The following is a 16212-nucleotide window of genomic DNA, read 5'->3' as shown; positions in this document are numbered from 1 at the left end:
TCAAATCAAACGAGACGCTGCGCTCAGTTGAGCTTGGACTTCACGTCCTGCACGGAGGCCTTGAACAGGTCGGCCGCGGCCTTGGCGTCGACCTTGGAAGCGAGCACGCTGCGGGCAGCCTCGACCGCCAGATCGACGGCTCTGGCACGAACCTCGGCGATTGCCTCGCGCTCGGCCTGACCGATCTTCTGCTCGGCGACGACGGTGCGGCGCGCGACATAATCCTCGGTCTTCTTGTGCGCTTCCTCGGCAAGGGCCTTGGCTTCGCGCTTGGCGGCCTCGACGATGTCGGCGGCTTCCTTCTCGGCGTCCTTGCGCTTCTTCTGGTATTCGACCAGCAGCGCCTGCGCTTCTTCACGCAGCTTGCGGGCTTCATCCAGCTCCGAGCGGATCTTGTCGGCGCGGGCATCGAGCGACTTCGACATCGCGCCCGGCACCTTCAGGTAGATCATCAAGGCGATCAGGATAAAGAGCGCTACCGTCGCCCAGACTGTCGCGAGAGATGTGGCGTCCATGGCGGTCTCCTCAGCGCGCGGCTTTGACGGCAGCGGCCACTTCGCCCTTGTCGGCTTTGCCGACCAGGCTTTCCAGAATGGCGGTGGCGGTCGTTTCAGCGACGGCACCGACATCCTTCATGGCGCTGGCCTTGATCGTGGCGATGCGCGCCTCGGCCTCGACAAGCTTCTTCTCAAGGCCTGCCTCGACATCCTTGCGGGCAGCGTCGGCTTCGGCCTTGGCTTCGTCGCGGGCCTTCTGGCCGATCGAGTTGGCGTTGATCTTGGCCTCGGCCAATTCCTGCTCATAAGCGGCGACCGCGGTATCCGCCTCGCCCTTCAGCTTGGCTGCCTGGTCGAGATCCTGCGCGATCCGGTTGGAACGCACGTCGAGAATGGAGGCGATGCGCGGCATCGCCACCTTCTTCAAGAACAGGTAGAACAGGCCGAAAGTGATCGCCAGCCAGACGAGCTGAGAAGAGAAGGTTGTTGGATCAAAAGGCGGGAAGGTATTGCCTCCATGGCCGCCCTCAACTGGCACTGCGGTGCCAGCAGTCGTCGCCTCTTCAGCATAGGCTGATGTCACGAACATCACGTGGTTCCTGTCGTTCTGGCCTAGAATTCAAGCCGGCAGCCCGAACGCAACCGGCTAGCATCACGCCTGCATCAGCGGAACAACAGCAGGAAGGCGATGAGCAACGAGAAGATGCCCAGAGCTTCCGTCACGGCGAAGCCGAAGACCAGACGGGTAAACTGGCCGTCGGCTGCCGACGGATTGCGCAGGGCACCCGCCAGGTAGCTGCCGAAAATGTTGCCGACGCCGATGCCCGCGCCGCCCATGCCAAGGCATGCGATACCAGCACCGATGTACTTAGCTGCTTCTGCGTCCATTTCATTTAACTCCTTGATGAATCTAGATTGCTTAGTTGGCCGGCGGGTTGCGCCGGGTATTCACTAGTGCCCGCCGTGGACGGCATCGCTGAGATACATGCAGGTCAGCATGGCGAAGACATAGGCTTGCAGGAAGGCGACTAATATCTCAAGCGCGGTTATCGCAACTGCCATGGTCAGAGGCAGAACGGCGCCAACGATACCGAACGCGCCGAGCGAAGTCAGCGACACCATAAAACCGGCAAAGACCTTGAGCGTGATATGGCCTGCCAGCATGTTGGCAAAAAGACGAACAGAGAGACTGATCGGACGCGAGAGAAATGAAATGATCTCAATCGGGACCACAATAAACAACAACGCCAACGGCACGCCGCTCGGCACGAACAGCTTCAGGAAACCGAAACCGTGCCTGTAAAAACCATAGACAACGACCGTACCAATAACCAACGCCGCCAGCGCGAAAGTGACGATGATGTGTGAAGTGATGGTGAAGAAATAAGGGAACAGACCGAGGAGGTTCGCCGTCAGCACGAACATGAACAGCGAGAACACCAGCGGGAAGAACTTCATGGCGTGCGAGCCGGCGGAATCGCGCAGCATCGAAGCGACGAATTCGTAGGACATTTCGCCAACCGACTGCAGGCGCGACGGAACGAGCGCGCGGCCGGAGGTGGAGAAGTAGAGGAATGCCGACGCCAGAACCACGGTCGCGACCATGAACAGCGCGGAATTGGTGAAGGAGATGTCATAACCGCCGATCTCGAGCGGAATGAGCTTGTTGATATGGAACTGATGGATCGGATCGACCTTGTCAGCAGCTGCCACTTTCTAAACCCTCTCCAAAACCGCAAATACGGCTTCTTGCATCTTATCCCTGACGCCGCAAACGGGCGCCGGATCTCATTCTTTCGGCTCAGGCGGCTTGCCGCCACGCTGATCCAGCTCCGCGACCGCGCCAACCGAGCGCAGCACGTTCAATATGCCGGCTACGAAGCCCAGCAGCAAGAAGACGATCAGCCCCCAGGGCGATGTGCCCACCAGACGATCGATCGTCCAGCCGATCACCACGCCGACAACGATGCCGGCAATGAACTCGCTGGACAACTTGAAAGCCTGGCCATACCCGCTGGCACGTCCGGCTCCCTCAGCCTCTTTCCCCTGGCTCCGGTCCGGGCGCCTTGTCGCAAGAACTGCTCCAAGCTCGCGCCGGCGGCGCTCAAGATCGTCGTCGTGGAAGCCCGGCGTATCTTTGCCGCTTGTCCGTCCGGTTCCGTCTGGCCCGTTCTTGTCGGCCATCGCAACCTCCCTGCCCGGCCAAAACGTCGCCGTTCGCCCGCTTCCAAGTCGCGGGCAACATAGTTAGAGGCCCTTCCCCCGTCAAGCCGAGGGGGAAGCTTTGTCGGCAAGTATTTTTGCCTTATAAATCAATAGCTTGAATAAGTGCGACATCGTGCCCGGTGTAGAGCGTGGCGTCGACGGAGAGAATCTCCGCTCTCTGCCCGCCTTCGCGGCGCGTCCGGCGCGTATATCGCCGGCTCAGCTCCAGCCGCCGCCATAGGTGCGGTAGAAGATGTGCAGGCCGATCCTGGTCATCTTCTTCATCGCCCGCGCCCAGCCCGGATTCACATAGGCGGCGTAATAATGGGTCGAGGAACCGACCTCGGGAATGAAGATCTTGCCGGCGGTGACGGCCATGCCCACGTCCTGCGCGATCTTGTAGCGCGCCGGATCCTCGATGCGCTTGCGGCGACCGTCGCAGGCGAAGGAGAACTGGCAGCGATTCAGCCAGTCGTCGTTCTGGTAGACGACGCCGCAGATGGAATTGGGATAGGCGGGATTGCGGACGCGGTTGAGGATGACCTGGGCGACAGCCGCCTGGCCACGCAACGATTCGCCGCGCGCCTCGAAATAGATGCCGTTGGCCAGGCATTTCTGTTCCGGCTTGGAGAACACCGAGGCCGGCAGCGGGTTCTTCATCCAGGCATGATCGCCCTTCGACATCGGCGGAATGAAGCGGCCGCCGCTGGGCTTTTCGTCCTGCAGCAGCGATTCGAACGGAGACGCCTTGGCGTAGTCGGGCGCGGAAGGCGCATAGGCAGTGGCCAGGATGTCGGCGCTGTCATTGTTGACGAGGCTGGCCAGCATGGTCGGCACGCCGGTGTCCGGCTTCTTGTCCTCGCGCAGGTGGAAGGCCGCCGCGATCTGCACTTCCTTGCCCTTGATGTCGGGCTTGGCGAAACCGAGTTTCAGGCCGCTGTCCATGCTTGGACGCAACAGCGAGGAGGTGCGCTGGAAAATGGAGCCGGCGGAGAAATTCTTCGGCGGCGCCACCGGTACGATCTTGACGATGCGGTCCTTCTTGCCGGCGCGGGAAACCCTGACCTCGTCCGAGGTCTCGCCGGTCTTGGCCACCCTGCCGCTCAGCGCGACGGTGCCGACGCCAGGCAAGCGCACACCCGAACCGGCGAGCGAGCCGGTGACCGCGTCCTTGTCGACAAAGGGCAGTTCGGCGGCGTGAATCGAGCCGGCAGCCGACTTCTGCACATAGGCGTTCCAGCGGACGGTTGAGGATTCGAGGCCGGAGACCAGACTGGTCATGTCCTGATAGGCGACCGCGGTCGGGAAGCCGATCCAGATGCCAAGACCAACGGCGAGCGGCGAGAGCAAGGAGCGTTTTTGACCACCGGCGGCGGCCACGAGCCGCTTTACGAGACGTCGATGCACTGAACTCTCCAGGACGCTACGGAACCCCATTCTGAAGGGTCACAATGCGGCATTAACCTTGATGGTCGGTTAACGGCATTAACCTTGACGGGAGGTTAACGGCAGCGAGGCTGGTAGCGGTGGCTCAGCTCTTCTTCTTGGCCCGGCCGGCAAAAGGATTGTCGGAGGTGCGCAGCGCCATGCGGATCGGCACGCCCGGCATGTCGAAGGCATCGCGCAAGCTGTTCACCAGATAGCGAACATAGGACTGCGGCATGGCGTCGGGCCGCGAGCACGAGACGACGAAACCCGGCGGACGGGTCTTGGCCTGGGTGACATATTTGATCTTCAACCGGCGACCGGCGACGGCGGGCGGCGGGTGATGCGCCAGAATGCCTTCCAGCCAGCGGTTCAGCTTGCCGGTGGAGACGCGGCTGTTCCAGACCCTGTGCGTCCTGACAATGGCGTCCATCAATTTGTCGAGGCCGCGGCCGGTTTCGGCCGACACGGTGACGGCCTGGATGCCGCGCACCTGGGGCAACAGCCGCGCGGTCTTTTCGCGCAGGTCCGCCAGAACCTCCTGCGGGTGATCGATCAGGTCCCACTTGTTGAAGGCGATGACTGGCGCCCTGCCCTCGCGGACGATGAGGTCGACGATCTGGAGATCCTGTTTTTCGAACGGGATGGTGGCATCGAAGACGATGACGACCACTTCGGCGAAGCGCATGGCGCGCAAGCCGTCGGCGACCGACAGCTTCTCCAGCTTTTCCTGGACCTTGGCCTTGCGGCGCATGCCGGCGGTGTCGAACAGCTTGATGCGCCGGCCGCGCCAGTCCCAGTCGACGGAGATCGAATCGCGGGTGATGCCGGCTTCCGGCCCGGTCAGCAGACGCTCTTCGCCGATCAGCGCGTTGATCAGCGTCGACTTGCCCGCATTGGGCCGACCGACCACGGCGATGCGCAGCGGCTTAGCCTCGTCATAGGCCGGGATTTCCTCGGCGTCCGGATCGGCGATGTCCTCGCCGATCAGCACCTCGGAGGCGGCTATCTCTTCGTCGGCGTCGTCTTCTTCGCCGAACACACGTTTCTCGCCGAGCGCCTCGATGACGGCATCGCGCAGATCCGGCATGCCCTGGCCGTGCTCGGCCGAAACAGGCACGGGTTCGCCGAGGCCCAGTTCCCAGGCCTCCAGCATGCCGCCTTGCGCGCCGCGCGCCTCGGCCTTGTTGGCGACCAGAACCACCGGCTTGCCGGACCGGCGCACGACTTCGGCGAAGGTGCGGTCGTCCGGCATCAAGCCGGCCTTGGCGTCCATCAGGAAGAAAATGAGATCGGCTTCCTCGATGGCGATCTCGGTCTGCAGGCGCATGCGGCCAGGCAGCGACCCAGCCGGCGCGTCTTCGAAGCCGGCCGTGTCGATCACATCGAAAAAGATGTCGTAGAGTTTGGCGGGATGAACGCGGCGGTCGCGGGTGACGCCGGGGGTATCGTCGACAAGAGCCAGCTTGCGACCGGCCAAGCGGTTGAAAAGCGTGGATTTGCCGACGTTAGGCCGGCCGATGATGGCGACTTTGAAGCTCATTGCCCATCACGACGCGTTGCCGGTGCCGCGGATCAGCTCGGCCATCAGCGTGGCGCGATCGCGCACATTGCGCGGCGCGCCTTCGTCGGCGGCGATCTGGTCGAACAGCTTTAAAGCGTCCTGCGACTTGCCTTCCTTCCAGGCGGCCAGTCCGAGCGCCTCGCGTGCTGTATGACGCAGCGCGCTGGTGTCGGCGGTCAATGCCTCGACGCGGCTGGAGACATCGGCGAAAGAGCCGTGGTCGATCAGGATGAGGCCGGCGCGAAGCCGCGCCATGTCACGGATCGAAGCCGGGATCGCGCTGTCGGCGGCGACCTCGTCGAAATCCTTCACGGCGCCGGCGAAATCGCCCTTGTCGGCCTTGACGGTGGCGGCGCGCATGCGCGCCAGTAGCGGATAAGCGCCGTAACCGTCCTTCTCGAGCGCGGCCAAGGCGGCCAGCGCATCGTCCTGCTTGCCGTCATTGGCGAGTTTCAGCGCCTGCGAGAACGCGTCACCCGAACGGTTGGCACGCGAGGTGTCCCAATAACGGTAGCCGACGAAGGCGGCGGTGCCGAGCACGATCAGCACGGCGGCCGCGATCAGCATGGGGCCGTAACGATCCCACAGCGCCCGGGCGCGGTCGCCACGGATCTCTTCATTGACTTCGCGGATAAAACTGTCGTCGGACATCGATCAAACCGTTGCCGCCCAGTCCAAGCGGACCGAGCCTAAAGATGAGCCCCGCCTTGTAGCGAAATTTTGTCGGCATGGAAGGGGGGAGCCGGAAAATCGGCGGGACGGCGCGTTCGCGCACTGGCTTTGGCGACCTATCGGCGCCACATTTGAAGGCTAGCGCGAAGTCCAGTCGCGGTTGCCCGACTGCGGCGTATGGCCTATCTGGCGCCTGTCTGGCCCTGTGAAATCCCGTTTCGATTGTCCGAGAATGTTCCGTTCGTTCCGCGTGCTTGCGTATTCCAGCCTGGCTTTTGCCACGACGACGGCGGCCCTCGCGGACCCGCCGCGGTCGCCCGTGCCGGCCAAGCCGAAGCAGATCGTCATCATCTCCTTCGACAATGCGCGCGACATCGCGCAATGGAAACGCAGCCGCGCGCTGGCGGCGCGCACCGGTGCGCATTTCAGCTATTTCCTGTCCTGCGTCTTCCTTTTGTCGAAGGACACCCGCAAGGACTATGTCACGCCGACCAAGGGCAGCGGCAAGTCGAATATCGGTTTCGCCGCCTCGAAGGACGAGGTGGCCGAGCGGCTGGAACAGATCAACCTGGCGGTCGCCGAGGGCCACGATCTCGGCAGCCATGCCTGCGGCCATTTCGACGGCAAGGACTGGAGCAAGGCCGACTGGCAGGCGGAACTGGCGGCATCGCGGCGCATCCTGGAAAACGCCTATGCGATCAACGGCATCTCGCCCGAGCCGGCCGGCTGGCGCGACCTTGCCAAAGCAGTGACCGGTTTCCGCGCCCCGTATCTGTCGACCGGCAAGGGCCTCTACCAGGCGCTGCCGGAAGCCGGCTTCGCCTATGACGCCAGCGGCGTCTCGCAAGGCCCCGCCGTGCCAACCACGGCCGGCGGCCTGACGCGTTTCTCGCTCCCGCTCATTCCCGAGGGGCCGAAACGGCGGCCGGTGATCGCGATGGACTACAATCTGTTCGTGCGTCATTCCGGCGGCTTCGAGCGGCCGAGCCAGGCCAAGGAATTCGAGGAGCGCACCTATGACGCGTTCCGCGCCGCCTTCGACAAACAATATGCCGGCGAGCGCGTGCCGCTCGAGCTTGGCTTCCACTTCACGCTGATGAACGACGGCACCTACTGGAACGCGCTGGAGCGTTTCGCCGGCGAGGTTTGCGTGAAATCGGACGTCGAGTGCATCAGCTACCGCGACTATCTGGGCAGAGGCAAACCCACCAAGCCCGCCGCCGTGGGCGGCTGAGCCGCCCACCACACGCGCCGGTCAGTGCACCGGCTGGTCCTTGGGCTCCATGCCGGCCTGCTGGCGATCGAGATAATGCTGGTCGATATCCGGCAGCGGTTCGCCTTCCAGCGTCGCCTCGAAGGCGCGCAGGCGCTTATGAATCGACTGCAGCTCGACGATGGTCGACCAAGAATTCAGCAGGAACTGCAGCGAGTTGGCCACTCGGTCAAAGGCGTTCGAAATCTGACTGAATATGCCAAACGTAATCTTACCTGCCACCAACGAAGGTCCCAAGATCAAAAGAGAATAAATGCCATCGGCTTGCAGATAGGTATAACGCACCACATTGAAATAGATGTAGTGGCCATAGAGCCGGAAGTAGTTGCGGCGGACGTTGTTGAACAATTCCTTGGTGGTCAGCGGCTGCGCCCTGTCGGCATGATCCTCGCCATAGACAAGTTCCTTGCGGTAGGCGGCTTCGACACGCTGATTGCGAAACTGCAAGCCGGGCAGCTTAACACCGGCCAGCATCACCACAATGGTACCGAAGAAACACCAGACCAACGCTGCAACAACGAGCGGATGAGCAATGACTCCGACGATCGGCAACTCGGTGATGTGAACCTGCAGCTGGATCAGGACCGGCAGGAACGCAATAAGCGTCATGATCGATCTTACGAAAGTTGCGCCCAAATCCTCCATGATCTGGCAAAAGCGCATCGTGTCTTCTTGAATACGCTGCGAGGCGCCCTCGATATGACGCAGCTTGTCCCAGTTCGCCATGAAATAGTCGTTCATGGCCGTGCGCCAGCGGAAGATCCAATGTTGAACGACAAAGGCGTTGACCACCTGCACGTTCATGCCGAGTAGCGCCAACCAAGCAAAACTGGCGACCCCCCAATAAAATTCGGTGCTGGTCGATTTCCTGGTTCCTGACATAAGGCCTTGCACGTAGTCGTAGAACGGCCCGTACCAGTTATTAACTGCCACGCTGACTTGCACAGTAAAATAGATCAAGAACAAGACAACAGAAGCGACAATAATAGACCAATTTTGCCAAGGGTGCGGAGAGAACCATGCCCAAAATGCATAGAATATCAGTACGCTTGCCGTGTAATAAATATAGAACCAAAGGAACGGGTTCGACCAAAATACGCTAATGCCAATGTTCGGTGGGGCTGCCGGATCAGCCGGTCCGAGACCGAAGACGGAACCGAACTGTTGACCACCGAAGAACCACAGCAGAACGAGGAAGAGACTCCACGCCGCCGCCGAAAGGAAGAACAGCTTCGGCTTCGGGAAGAAGGATACGAACACGGCGGCGAATTCCTTGCTGGCGCGGCATATGCGCGCCGCTGTTGCGATTCGCCTGCATCAAGTCACAGTTTTTGCGGCAAAGGAATGGTGACTGATCCGGCTGCCGAATTACTTTTTCGTCACGTTGCGGCGCCGGCTTCTTCTTGGCCTTACCGCCTGGCGTGTCTGCCGGCCGACCAGACGATCGCTGAGGAGACGACAAGAACGACCGCAGCCGCGATCGACGGCACGAAGAAGCTGCCGCCGGCGCGTTCGGCGAGCGCGCCGGCGACCAGCGGGCCGATGAGCTGACCGAGGCCGAAGGCGGTGGTCATCAGCGCGAAAGCACGCCGCGGCGCCTGCGGTGCCAGCACCCGGCCGGCCTGCAGGCCGAGCGCCGTGATGGCGATGAAGGTGAAGCCGAGGAAGAAACCGCCGAGCAGCGGCCCGAGCGGCGCGCTCATGGCGACACTGGCGGTGACGCCGGCAGCCTCGACCAGGCAGGCCACGGCATAAGCGACATAAAGACCGCTGCGTTGGGCAACCTTCTGCCAGAGCCAGACCGACGGCACCCCGGCGATGCCGGTGACCATCCACACCATCGCCTCGAAGAGCCGGCTGCCACCGCCCTGGCGCACGATGGCGACCAGGAAGGTGGCGGTGATGATGTAGCCGAAACCGAACAGGCCGTAGCCGACGATGACCTTGATGAGCGGCGCGTTCCACGGCAAGGCGGGCTCGCGGGCGGAGGAAACGCTTGCCGCCGGGCCGCGATCGATCATCAGCGCTACGACGGCGAAACCCGCCGCCGACAGCGCCGCCGACCACAGCCAGCCCGCCTGCCAGCCGGCATGAGCCGAAACCAGGATCGCCATCATCAGCGACGAGGCGGCGATGCCGAGGCCGACACCGCCGAAATGCAGCGCCTGCAAGCCGTTGCGGCCGGTAACCGCGAGATGGCTGAAGACGATCGAGGCCAGGAAGACGATGACGAAAGCGCTGGCGACGCCGGCCAGGAAGCGCACCACGAGAAAGACCCAGATGGCGTCGGTGAGGCCCATGAGCCCGGCAAGGACCGCGCTGGCGCCCAAAGCGCCCAGCATGAGCGCCCGCTCGCGACCATGCGCCCAGCCGCCGGCGGCGGCAAAGGCGCCAAACAGATAGCCGAGATAATTGGCCGAGGCGATCAGGCCGGCATCGCCGGGGGAAAGGTGAAGCGCCTCCATCATGCCGGGCAGGATCGGCGTATAGACGAAGCGGCCGATGCCCATGGCGACGGCCATCGCGATCATGCCGGCGAAGGCAAACCGCAGCGGCGATGGCGAGGTCGTGTTCATTGCAGCGCACAATAAAACCGTGCGCTTGCGAAGCAATGCGTTTCGCTTGGGCCAGTTGGCCGGCGCCCGTCAGGCGCCGCAGCAGCGCGGCGTGGTCTCGAACGTGGTGCGCCGCGCGGTCAGCCTGAACGGCATGTCGCCCAATTCGCGTTCCGACATCGTGTCGAGAACGGGATGCGAAAGCGGGTCGCGAACCCAGCCGGCGACGTCACCGTCCGCCAGACGGTACAGCCCGATTTCCCGAAACGGGTTCAGCAAGGAGAAAAGCTTCATGGCCGCAGATCCCTCGATCTGTTTCTGCCGGCGATTTTGCCACTATGCGCTTTGGATTCAATTGAGATTTACGTGCGCACGGTTTAGAAAAACTTCATGGCCCCCTTGAACCGAATCCATCTCAACGGATTGCGCGCCGTCGAAACCGTGGCGCGGCTGGGCTCATTGTCGGCGGCAGCGGCCGAGCTCGGTGTTTCGCCGAGCGCCGTCAGCCAACAGATCAACCGGACGGAGCGGCAGCTCGGGCTCGCACTTTTCGAACGCACGCCGGCCGGGCTGGCGCTGACCGATTTCGGCGACCAGTTCACGACGCGGCTGGGCAAGGGTTTTCGCGAGCTGACGCAGGCGGTGGCACTGGCGGACGAAGCTTCGCGCTGCACGCTGGTGGTGTCGGCTGCCCCAGCCTTTGCCTCGAAATGGCTGATGCCGAGACTGTCGCGTCATTTCACCCGCTTTCCCAACGTGCTTCTGCGCATCGACGCCTCGGTGCGGCTGGTCGATCCCGGCAATTCGGAAGTCGACATCGGCATCCGGCTGGGCAACGGCAAATGGCCGGGGCTGCGCGCCGAATTGCTGATCGAGCAGGAAATCTTCCCGGTCTGCGCGCCGGCGATCGCGGCGAAGCTGAAGACGGTCGCCGACCTCGCCAACGCCTATGCGATCACCGACGAGCGCACGATGATCGCCTGGGAGAGCTGGTTCAGGGCCGCCGGCGTCGAACCGCTGACATTGCTGAAGGGCGCCTCGTTCACCGACCCGATGCTGTGCCTGGAATCGACCATCGCCGGCCACGGCGTCATGCTGGGCTGGCAATTGTTGTGCGCCGACGCGCTGGCCGACGGGCGCCTGGTGGCGCCGTTTGGCGTGCGGGCGCCGAGCGGCCTCGGCTACTGGATGGTAACCGCGACTGAAGACCCCGAGAGCCGCAAGGTGCGCGACTTCAAGGCATGGCTGCGCGAGGAGATCGCGGCGACCATGGCCACCTTCGTCACCCCGACAGAACCGGCCTTCGCCTGACCGAGGACCAATGGCTTGTTGTGGAAAGCCCGGCCCCGGCGGTCTATGTAGAAACAATGTCACCAACAGCCGAGGCCAGACCATGACCAGCCACGCCCGCGATTTTTCCGCAGCCATCGCCCCGGTGAAGCTCGACCGCATGGCCGAGGTCGCGATCAAGGTTGGCCTGCAATTGCAGCCCGGCCAGGACCTGGTGCTGACATCGTCGATCGCGGCACTTCCGCTGACCCGCAAGATCATCGAGCATGCCTACAAGGCCGGGGCCGGACTGGTGACGCCGATCTTCAACGACGACGAGATCACGCTGGCGCGCTTCCGTTATGGCGCCGACGCCGGTTTCGACCGCGCCGCCGGCTGGCTCTATGAAGGCATGGCCAAGGCCTTCGCCAACAATGCGGCGCGGCTTGCGGTGCGCGGCGACGACCCGTCGCTTTTGTCAGCCCAGGACCCCGCCAAGGTTTCGCGCGCCAACAAGGCGAATTCGATTGCCTATCAGCCAGCGCTGGAGAAGATCACCGGCTTCGACATCAACTGGAACATCATCGCCTATCCGGAACTGGCCTGGGCACGCCAAGTGTTTCCGGGCGAGACCGACGATGTCGCGGTGGCCAAGCTGGCGGACGCGATCTTTTCGGCAAGCCGAGTCGACAATGACGATCCGATCGGTGCCTGGAAGGCGCATAATGCGGCGCTGGCCAAACGCACGGCCTGGCTGAACGGTCACAATTTCCATGCCCTGCATTTCAGGGGTCCGGGCACCGACCTCACCGTCGGTCTCGCCGACGGGCACGAATGGATGGGCGGCGCCTCGACCGCCAAGAACGGCATCACCTGCAACCCCAACATCCCGACCGAGGAAGTGTTCACCACGCCGCATGCCATGCGCGTGAGCGGCCACGTGTCCTCGACCAAGCCGCTCTCCTACCAGGGCACGCTGATCGACGAGATTTCGGTGCGGTTCGAGGAAGGACGCATCGTCGAGGCGAAAGCCTCCAGGGGCGAAGACGTGTTGCAGAAGGTGCTGGACACCGATGCTGGCGCGCGCCGGCTGGGCGAAGTGGCGCTGGTGCCGCATTCCTCGCCGATCTCGGCCAGCGGCATCCTGTTCTACAACACGCTGTTCGACGAAAACGCCTCCTGCCACATCGCGCTCGGCCAGTGCTATTCGAAGTGTTTTGTCGGCGGCGACAAACTCAGCCAGGACGAGATCGCGGCGCGCGGCGGCAACAAGAGCTTCATCCATATCGACTGGATGATCGGCTCCGGCAAGGTCGACATCGACGGCGTCAACAAGGATGGTTCGACCGTGCCGGTGATGCGCAAGGGCGAATGGGCCTGACGCGCCGGGCAGCCTGAACGGCAACCGGGCGGTTATGCTGCCCGGTGCCATGGGGAAACGGCCATGGCATTCGATATTGCGGTCAAACGGGTCTATGAGCCGCCGGCGGCTTCCGACGGCCAGCGCGTGCTGGTTGACCGCGTCTGGCCGCGCGGAATGACCAAGGAAAAGGCGGCGCTGACGCTATGGCTGAGGGACATAGCACCGAGCGATGCCCTGCGCAAATGGTTCGACCACAAGCCCGAACGCTGGGATGAATTCCAGGCGCGCTATCATGAAGAATTGTCCGGCAGGCAAGAGCCGCTCAGCGAACTCGCCAGCCTTTTGGAACATGGCCGCGTCACCCTGCTCTACGGCGCCCATGAAGAGCGTTTCAACAATGCGGTCGCGCTTGCGGACTATCTACGAAAGCAGGCCTAGGAAGCTCGCCTCAGCCGAGCTCGCGCTCGTAGACATCCGGCTTGAAGCCGACCAGCAGCCGGTCGCCCAGATCGAGCACCGGGCGCTTGATCATGGTCGGGTTGGCCAGCATCAGCGCCTTGGCTTTCCTGGCGTCGATGCCCTGCTTGTTGTCGTCGGGCAATTCCTTGAAGGTGGTGCTCGCCTTGTTGAGCAGCACTTCCCAGCCGAGCCGGTCGATCCAGCCCTGCAGGCGGTCGGCTTCGAGGCCCGAGGCGCGGTAGTCGTGGAAGGCGTAGGCGACCTTGCGGCCTTCCAGCCAGACGCGCGCCTTCTTGATCGTGTCGCAGTTCGGGATGCCGTACATGGTGATGGTCAAGGCGATGTTCCTCGGTTCGTCCGGAACCGGGTAGCCGATTCGGAGCGATGGCGCTCTCTTCCTTCTCCCCGTTTTACGGGGAGAAGGTGCCCGAAGGGCGGATGAGGGGCGGCGCCAGGCTGGCGAAGATTCGCTCTGCCCCTCTCTGCCCTGCCGGGCATCTCTCCCCGCAAGCGGGCCGAGAAAGGCAGCTTCGACGATGCCCTACTCGCCGTACGGCACCCAGATGTTCTTCACCTGGACGGCACGGGACAGGATCTCCCTGCCCTCGCCTTGGCGTGCGTCATACCAGTCGCGCTGTACGGTCTCCGCCCAGACCTGCTTGAGGTTGCCGGTTGACGCCTTTTCGATCCTGGCTGCGGCTTCGCGGCCGCCGAAATACCAGATGCCGTCGACCTCCTCGTGCTTGGCCAGCTCCAGCGCCAGCGCGTCGCGGTCGCCAGTGACGATGTTGACGACGCCGTCCGGCACATCCGAAGTCTCCAGCACCTGATAGAAGTCGGTGGCGGCCAGCGCTTGACGCGATGACGGCACCACGACGACACGGTTGCCCATGGCGATCGCCGGCGCGAAGGTGGAGACGAAGCCGAGCAGGCCATGCTCTTCCGGGCAGGCGATGCCAAGGATGCCGAGTGGCTCGTTCATGGCGAGTGCAACGCCACGCAGCGGCGGCTTGTGCACCGCGCCCTCGAACTTGTCGGCCCAGGCGCCGTAGGCGAACAGCCGCGAAACCGAGGCGGCGACCTCCCTGGCCGTATCCTGCTTGCGCCGGCCGGTCATGGCGGCGAGACGGTCGGCGAACTCGCCCGATCGGGCATCGAGGTTTTCGGCGATGTAATAGAGGATCTGCGCGCGGCTGTGCTCCGCGGTCGTCGCCCAGCCGGTCGCCTTGCGCGCGGCTTCGACGGCGTTGCGGATATCCTTGCGGTTGCCTTCGCCGACCTCGCCGACCAGCGCGCCGGAGGGCGAGACGACGGGGCGCGAATAACCACCATCCGGCCGCGCCTGCTTGCCGCCGACATAAAGCTTGGCGGTGCGATCGACGAAGCCGGTCGAGACGACGTCGCCATTGGCTTCGACTGTTGGCAAGACGGCAATCGGCTTGGCCTTCGCCAGCCATTTCGGCTTGCAATAAGCGGCCAGCCCCTCACGGCCGCCTTCGCGGCCATAGCCGGATTCCTTGTAACCGCCGAAGCCGACACCGGCGTCGAACATGTTGGTGCCGTTGACCCAGACGACGCCGCATTTCAGCTTCGGGGCGATGTCGAGCGCCAGCGACAGCGTCTCCGACCAGATCGATGCGGCAAGGCCATATTCGGTGTTGTTGGCGAGCTCGATCGCCTCCGCCGGGGTGCGGAAGGTTGTGGCGACCAGCACCGGCCCGAAAATCTCGACACGCGAGACGGTGGCGGCCGGATGCACGCCGGTGAGCAGCGTCGGCGGATAGAAGCAGCCCTTGGCCGGCACTCCCGCCTTGGGCTGATGCAGGATCGCCCCTTCCTTGACGCCGACATCGACCAGTTCGCGGATGCGCGCCAATTGAACCGGGTGCACGATGGCGCCGATGTCGATGGCCTTGTCGAGCGGGTCGCCGACGCGCAGCGTCTCCATGCGGCTCACCAACTTGGCGATGAAGCGCTCCTGCACGCTTTCCTGCACCAGCAGGCGCGAGCCGGCGCAGCAGACCTGGCCCTGGTTGAACCAGATGGCGTCGACCACGCCTTCAACCGCCGCATCGAGATCGGCGTCGTCGAAGACAATGAAAGGCGATTTGCCGCCGAGTTCCAGGGTCAGGCTCTTGCCCGAACCGGCGGTCGCCTCGCGAATGCGGCGGCCGACTTCGGTCGAGCCGGTGAAAGCGATCTTGGCAACGCCCGGATGATTGACGATCGCCTCGCCTGTCGCGCCATCGCCGGTGACGATGTTGACCACGCCTTCGGGCAGGCCGGCCTTCTGGCAGATTTCGGCGAAGAGCAGCGCGGTGAGCGATGTGTATTCGGCGGGCTTCAGAACAACAGTGTTGCCGAGCGCAATGGCTGGCGCGATCTTCCAGGCGAGCATCAGCAACGGGAAGTTCCACGGGATGATCTGGCCGCAGACGCCGAGCGGTTCCTTGTCGGCCAGTTCGCCGTCCATCAGCTGTGCCCAGCCGGCGTGATGGTAGAAATGGCGGGCGACCAGCGGGATATCGATGTCGCGGGTCTCGCGGATCGGCTTGCCGTTGTCGAGCGTTTCGACCACGGCGAACAGGCGGCTGTGGCGCTGGACGAGACGGGCGATCGCATAGAGGTAGCGGGCGCGGACATGCCCGGGAAGTGCCGCCCAGGCTGGCTGGGCCTTGCTTGCTGCCTTGACGGCGGCGTCGATGTCGGCGGCATTGGCCTGCGCCAGCCGTGTCAGCACCTCGCCGTTCGACGGCGACATGGTCTCGAAGCTTTCGCCTGATTTCGCCTTCTTCCAGGCGCCGCCGATGAACAGCTTGGTCTCGCCGCCCAGACCCTTGATCCAGGCACGCGCTTCCTTGTCGCTCTCCGGCGCCGGGCCATATTCCATCGTGTCCAATATCTCAGCAATCGACATGCAGGATCCCCGT

The 16212-nt window shown here is 63.5% G+C and carries 17 protein-coding genes; 4 read left to right on the top strand and 13 right to left on the bottom strand.

Features of this window, described 5'->3' with window-relative positions:
• Positions 1-23 precede the first annotated feature (23 nt).
• The 8 genes from AB4136_RS25185 to AB4136_RS25150 all read right to left on the bottom strand — a co-directional run bounded on the left by AB4136_RS25185 (position 24) and on the right by AB4136_RS25150 (position 6342).
• Positions 24-515: a F0F1 ATP synthase subunit B gene (locus tag AB4136_RS25185; protein ID WP_137901112.1), complete on the bottom strand. Its 492-nt coding sequence runs from the start codon at positions 513-515 to the stop codon at positions 24-26.
• Between the two features lie 10 nt (positions 516-525).
• Complete coding sequence (locus tag AB4136_RS25180) at positions 526-1086, bottom strand: F0F1 ATP synthase subunit B (RefSeq protein ID WP_137901113.1); 561 nt, start codon at positions 1084-1086, stop codon at positions 526-528.
• Between the two features lie 74 nt (positions 1087-1160).
• Positions 1161-1385, bottom strand: coding sequence for a F0F1 ATP synthase subunit C (locus AB4136_RS25175; RefSeq protein WP_137901114.1), 225 nt, complete (start codon positions 1383-1385; stop codon positions 1161-1163).
• 63 nt (positions 1386-1448) lie between these two features.
• A complete protein-coding gene (locus AB4136_RS25170) occupies positions 1449-2210 on the bottom strand; it encodes a F0F1 ATP synthase subunit A (RefSeq protein WP_137901115.1) in 762 nt (253 codons plus the stop codon).
• 75 nt (positions 2211-2285) lie between these two features.
• Positions 2286-2681 carry an AtpZ/AtpI family protein gene (locus AB4136_RS25165; RefSeq protein ID WP_137901116.1) on the bottom strand — a complete coding sequence of 132 codons (396 nt, stop codon included), beginning with the start codon at positions 2679-2681 and terminating at the stop codon, positions 2286-2288.
• 240 nt (positions 2682-2921) lie between these two features.
• Entirely contained in the window at positions 2922-4109 is a 1188-nt protein-coding gene (locus AB4136_RS25160; protein WP_137901117.1) for a cell wall hydrolase, read from the bottom strand.
• Between the two features lie 124 nt (positions 4110-4233).
• A complete protein-coding gene (gene der, locus AB4136_RS25155; protein WP_024927139.1) occupies positions 4234-5670 on the bottom strand; it encodes a ribosome biogenesis GTPase Der in 1437 nt (478 codons plus the stop codon).
• Positions 5671-5676: 6 nt separating this feature from the next.
• Entirely contained in the window at positions 5677-6342 is a 666-nt protein-coding gene (locus AB4136_RS25150) for a tetratricopeptide repeat protein (protein ID WP_024927140.1), read from the bottom strand.
• Between the two features lie 253 nt (positions 6343-6595).
• On the opposite strand from AB4136_RS25150, the gene AB4136_RS25145 reads away from it, so the two are divergent.
• Complete coding sequence (locus tag AB4136_RS25145; protein WP_024927141.1) at positions 6596-7597, top strand: polysaccharide deacetylase family protein; 1002 nt, start codon at positions 6596-6598, stop codon at positions 7595-7597.
• 21 nt (positions 7598-7618) lie between these two features.
• Here AB4136_RS25145 and sbmA read toward each other — a convergent pair whose 3' ends face one another.
• The 3 genes from sbmA to AB4136_RS25130 form a co-directional block, all read right to left on the bottom strand.
• Positions 7619-8896: a peptide antibiotic transporter SbmA gene (gene sbmA / locus AB4136_RS25140; protein ID WP_024927142.1), complete on the bottom strand. Its 1278-nt coding sequence runs from the start codon at positions 8894-8896 to the stop codon at positions 7619-7621.
• Between the two features lie 149 nt (positions 8897-9045).
• Positions 9046-10212, bottom strand: coding sequence for a YbfB/YjiJ family MFS transporter (locus AB4136_RS25135; protein ID WP_024927143.1), 1167 nt, complete (start codon positions 10210-10212; stop codon positions 9046-9048).
• Positions 10213-10281: 69 nt separating this feature from the next.
• Entirely contained in the window at positions 10282-10485 is a 204-nt protein-coding gene (locus AB4136_RS25130; protein WP_024927144.1) for a hypothetical protein, read from the bottom strand.
• 96 nt (positions 10486-10581) lie between these two features.
• On the opposite strand from AB4136_RS25130, the gene AB4136_RS25125 reads away from it, so the two are divergent.
• From AB4136_RS25125 to AB4136_RS25115, 3 genes are all read left to right on the top strand, one after another.
• A complete protein-coding gene (locus AB4136_RS25125) occupies positions 10582-11502 on the top strand; it encodes a LysR substrate-binding domain-containing protein (protein WP_036255187.1) in 921 nt (306 codons plus the stop codon).
• An 82-nt stretch (positions 11503-11584) separates the two neighbouring features.
• On the top strand, positions 11585-12841 hold the full coding sequence (locus AB4136_RS25120; RefSeq protein ID WP_024927145.1) for an aminopeptidase: 1257 nt from the start codon (positions 11585-11587) through the stop codon (positions 12839-12841).
• 63 nt (positions 12842-12904) lie between these two features.
• Positions 12905-13261 carry a DUF488 domain-containing protein gene (locus AB4136_RS25115; protein WP_024927146.1) on the top strand — a complete coding sequence of 119 codons (357 nt, stop codon included), beginning with the start codon at positions 12905-12907 and terminating at the stop codon, positions 13259-13261.
• A 10-nt stretch (positions 13262-13271) separates the two neighbouring features.
• Here AB4136_RS25115 and AB4136_RS25110 read toward each other — a convergent pair whose 3' ends face one another.
• Together AB4136_RS25110 and AB4136_RS25105 are read right to left on the bottom strand one after the other, a co-directional pair.
• The gene (locus tag AB4136_RS25110; protein ID WP_024927147.1) at positions 13272-13619 is read right to left on the bottom strand and encodes an ArsC family reductase; all 348 of its coding nucleotides are present in this window, start codon (positions 13617-13619) and stop codon (positions 13272-13274) included.
• Between the two features lie 204 nt (positions 13620-13823).
• Positions 13824-16199, bottom strand: coding sequence for an aldehyde dehydrogenase family protein (locus tag AB4136_RS25105; RefSeq protein ID WP_024927148.1), 2376 nt, complete (start codon positions 16197-16199; stop codon positions 13824-13826).
• Positions 16200-16212 lie beyond the last annotated feature (13 nt).

It is taken from the genome of Mesorhizobium sp. 2RAF21 (assembly GCF_052115345.1).
Lineage (GTDB): Bacteria > Pseudomonadota > Alphaproteobacteria > Rhizobiales > Rhizobiaceae > Mesorhizobium > Mesorhizobium terrae.
The sequence above is the reverse complement of the archived record's forward strand: the minus strand, read 5'-3'. Positions and strand labels throughout refer to the sequence as shown.

Excerpts from the sequence above, each read along its gene's own strand:
- AB4136_RS25120 (WP_024927145.1), top strand. The coding sequence starts at position 11,585 with ATGACCAGCCACGCCCGCGATTTTTCCGCAGCCATCGCCCCGGTGAAG.
- AB4136_RS25125 (WP_036255187.1), top strand. The coding sequence starts at position 10,582 with ATGGCCCCCTTGAACCGAATCCATCTCAACGGATTGCGCGCCGTCGAA.
- AB4136_RS25105 (WP_024927148.1), bottom strand. The coding sequence starts at position 16,199 with ATGTCGATTGCTGAGATATTGGACACGATGGAATATGGCCCGGCGCCG.
- AB4136_RS25145 (WP_024927141.1), top strand. The coding sequence starts at position 6,596 with ATGTTCCGTTCGTTCCGCGTGCTTGCGTATTCCAGCCTGGCTTTTGCC.
- AB4136_RS25175 (WP_137901114.1), bottom strand. The coding sequence starts at position 1,385 with ATGGACGCAGAAGCAGCTAAGTACATCGGTGCTGGTATCGCATGCCTT.
- AB4136_RS25115 (WP_024927146.1), top strand. The coding sequence starts at position 12,905 with ATGGCATTCGATATTGCGGTCAAACGGGTCTATGAGCCGCCGGCGGCT.
- AB4136_RS25150 (WP_024927140.1), bottom strand. The coding sequence starts at position 6,342 with ATGTCCGACGACAGTTTTATCCGCGAAGTCAATGAAGAGATCCGTGGC.
- AB4136_RS25185 (WP_137901112.1), bottom strand. The coding sequence starts at position 515 with ATGGACGCCACATCTCTCGCGACAGTCTGGGCGACGGTAGCGCTCTTT.
- der (WP_024927139.1), bottom strand. The coding sequence starts at position 5,670 with ATGAGCTTCAAAGTCGCCATCATCGGCCGGCCTAACGTCGGCAAATCC.
- AB4136_RS25180 (WP_137901113.1), bottom strand. The coding sequence starts at position 1,086 with ATGTTCGTGACATCAGCCTATGCTGAAGAGGCGACGACTGCTGGCACC.
- AB4136_RS25130 (WP_024927144.1), bottom strand. The coding sequence starts at position 10,485 with ATGAAGCTTTTCTCCTTGCTGAACCCGTTTCGGGAAATCGGGCTGTAC.
- AB4136_RS25135 (WP_024927143.1), bottom strand. The coding sequence starts at position 10,212 with ATGAACACGACCTCGCCATCGCCGCTGCGGTTTGCCTTCGCCGGCATG.
- AB4136_RS25165 (WP_137901116.1), bottom strand. The coding sequence starts at position 2,681 with ATGGCCGACAAGAACGGGCCAGACGGAACCGGACGGACAAGCGGCAAA.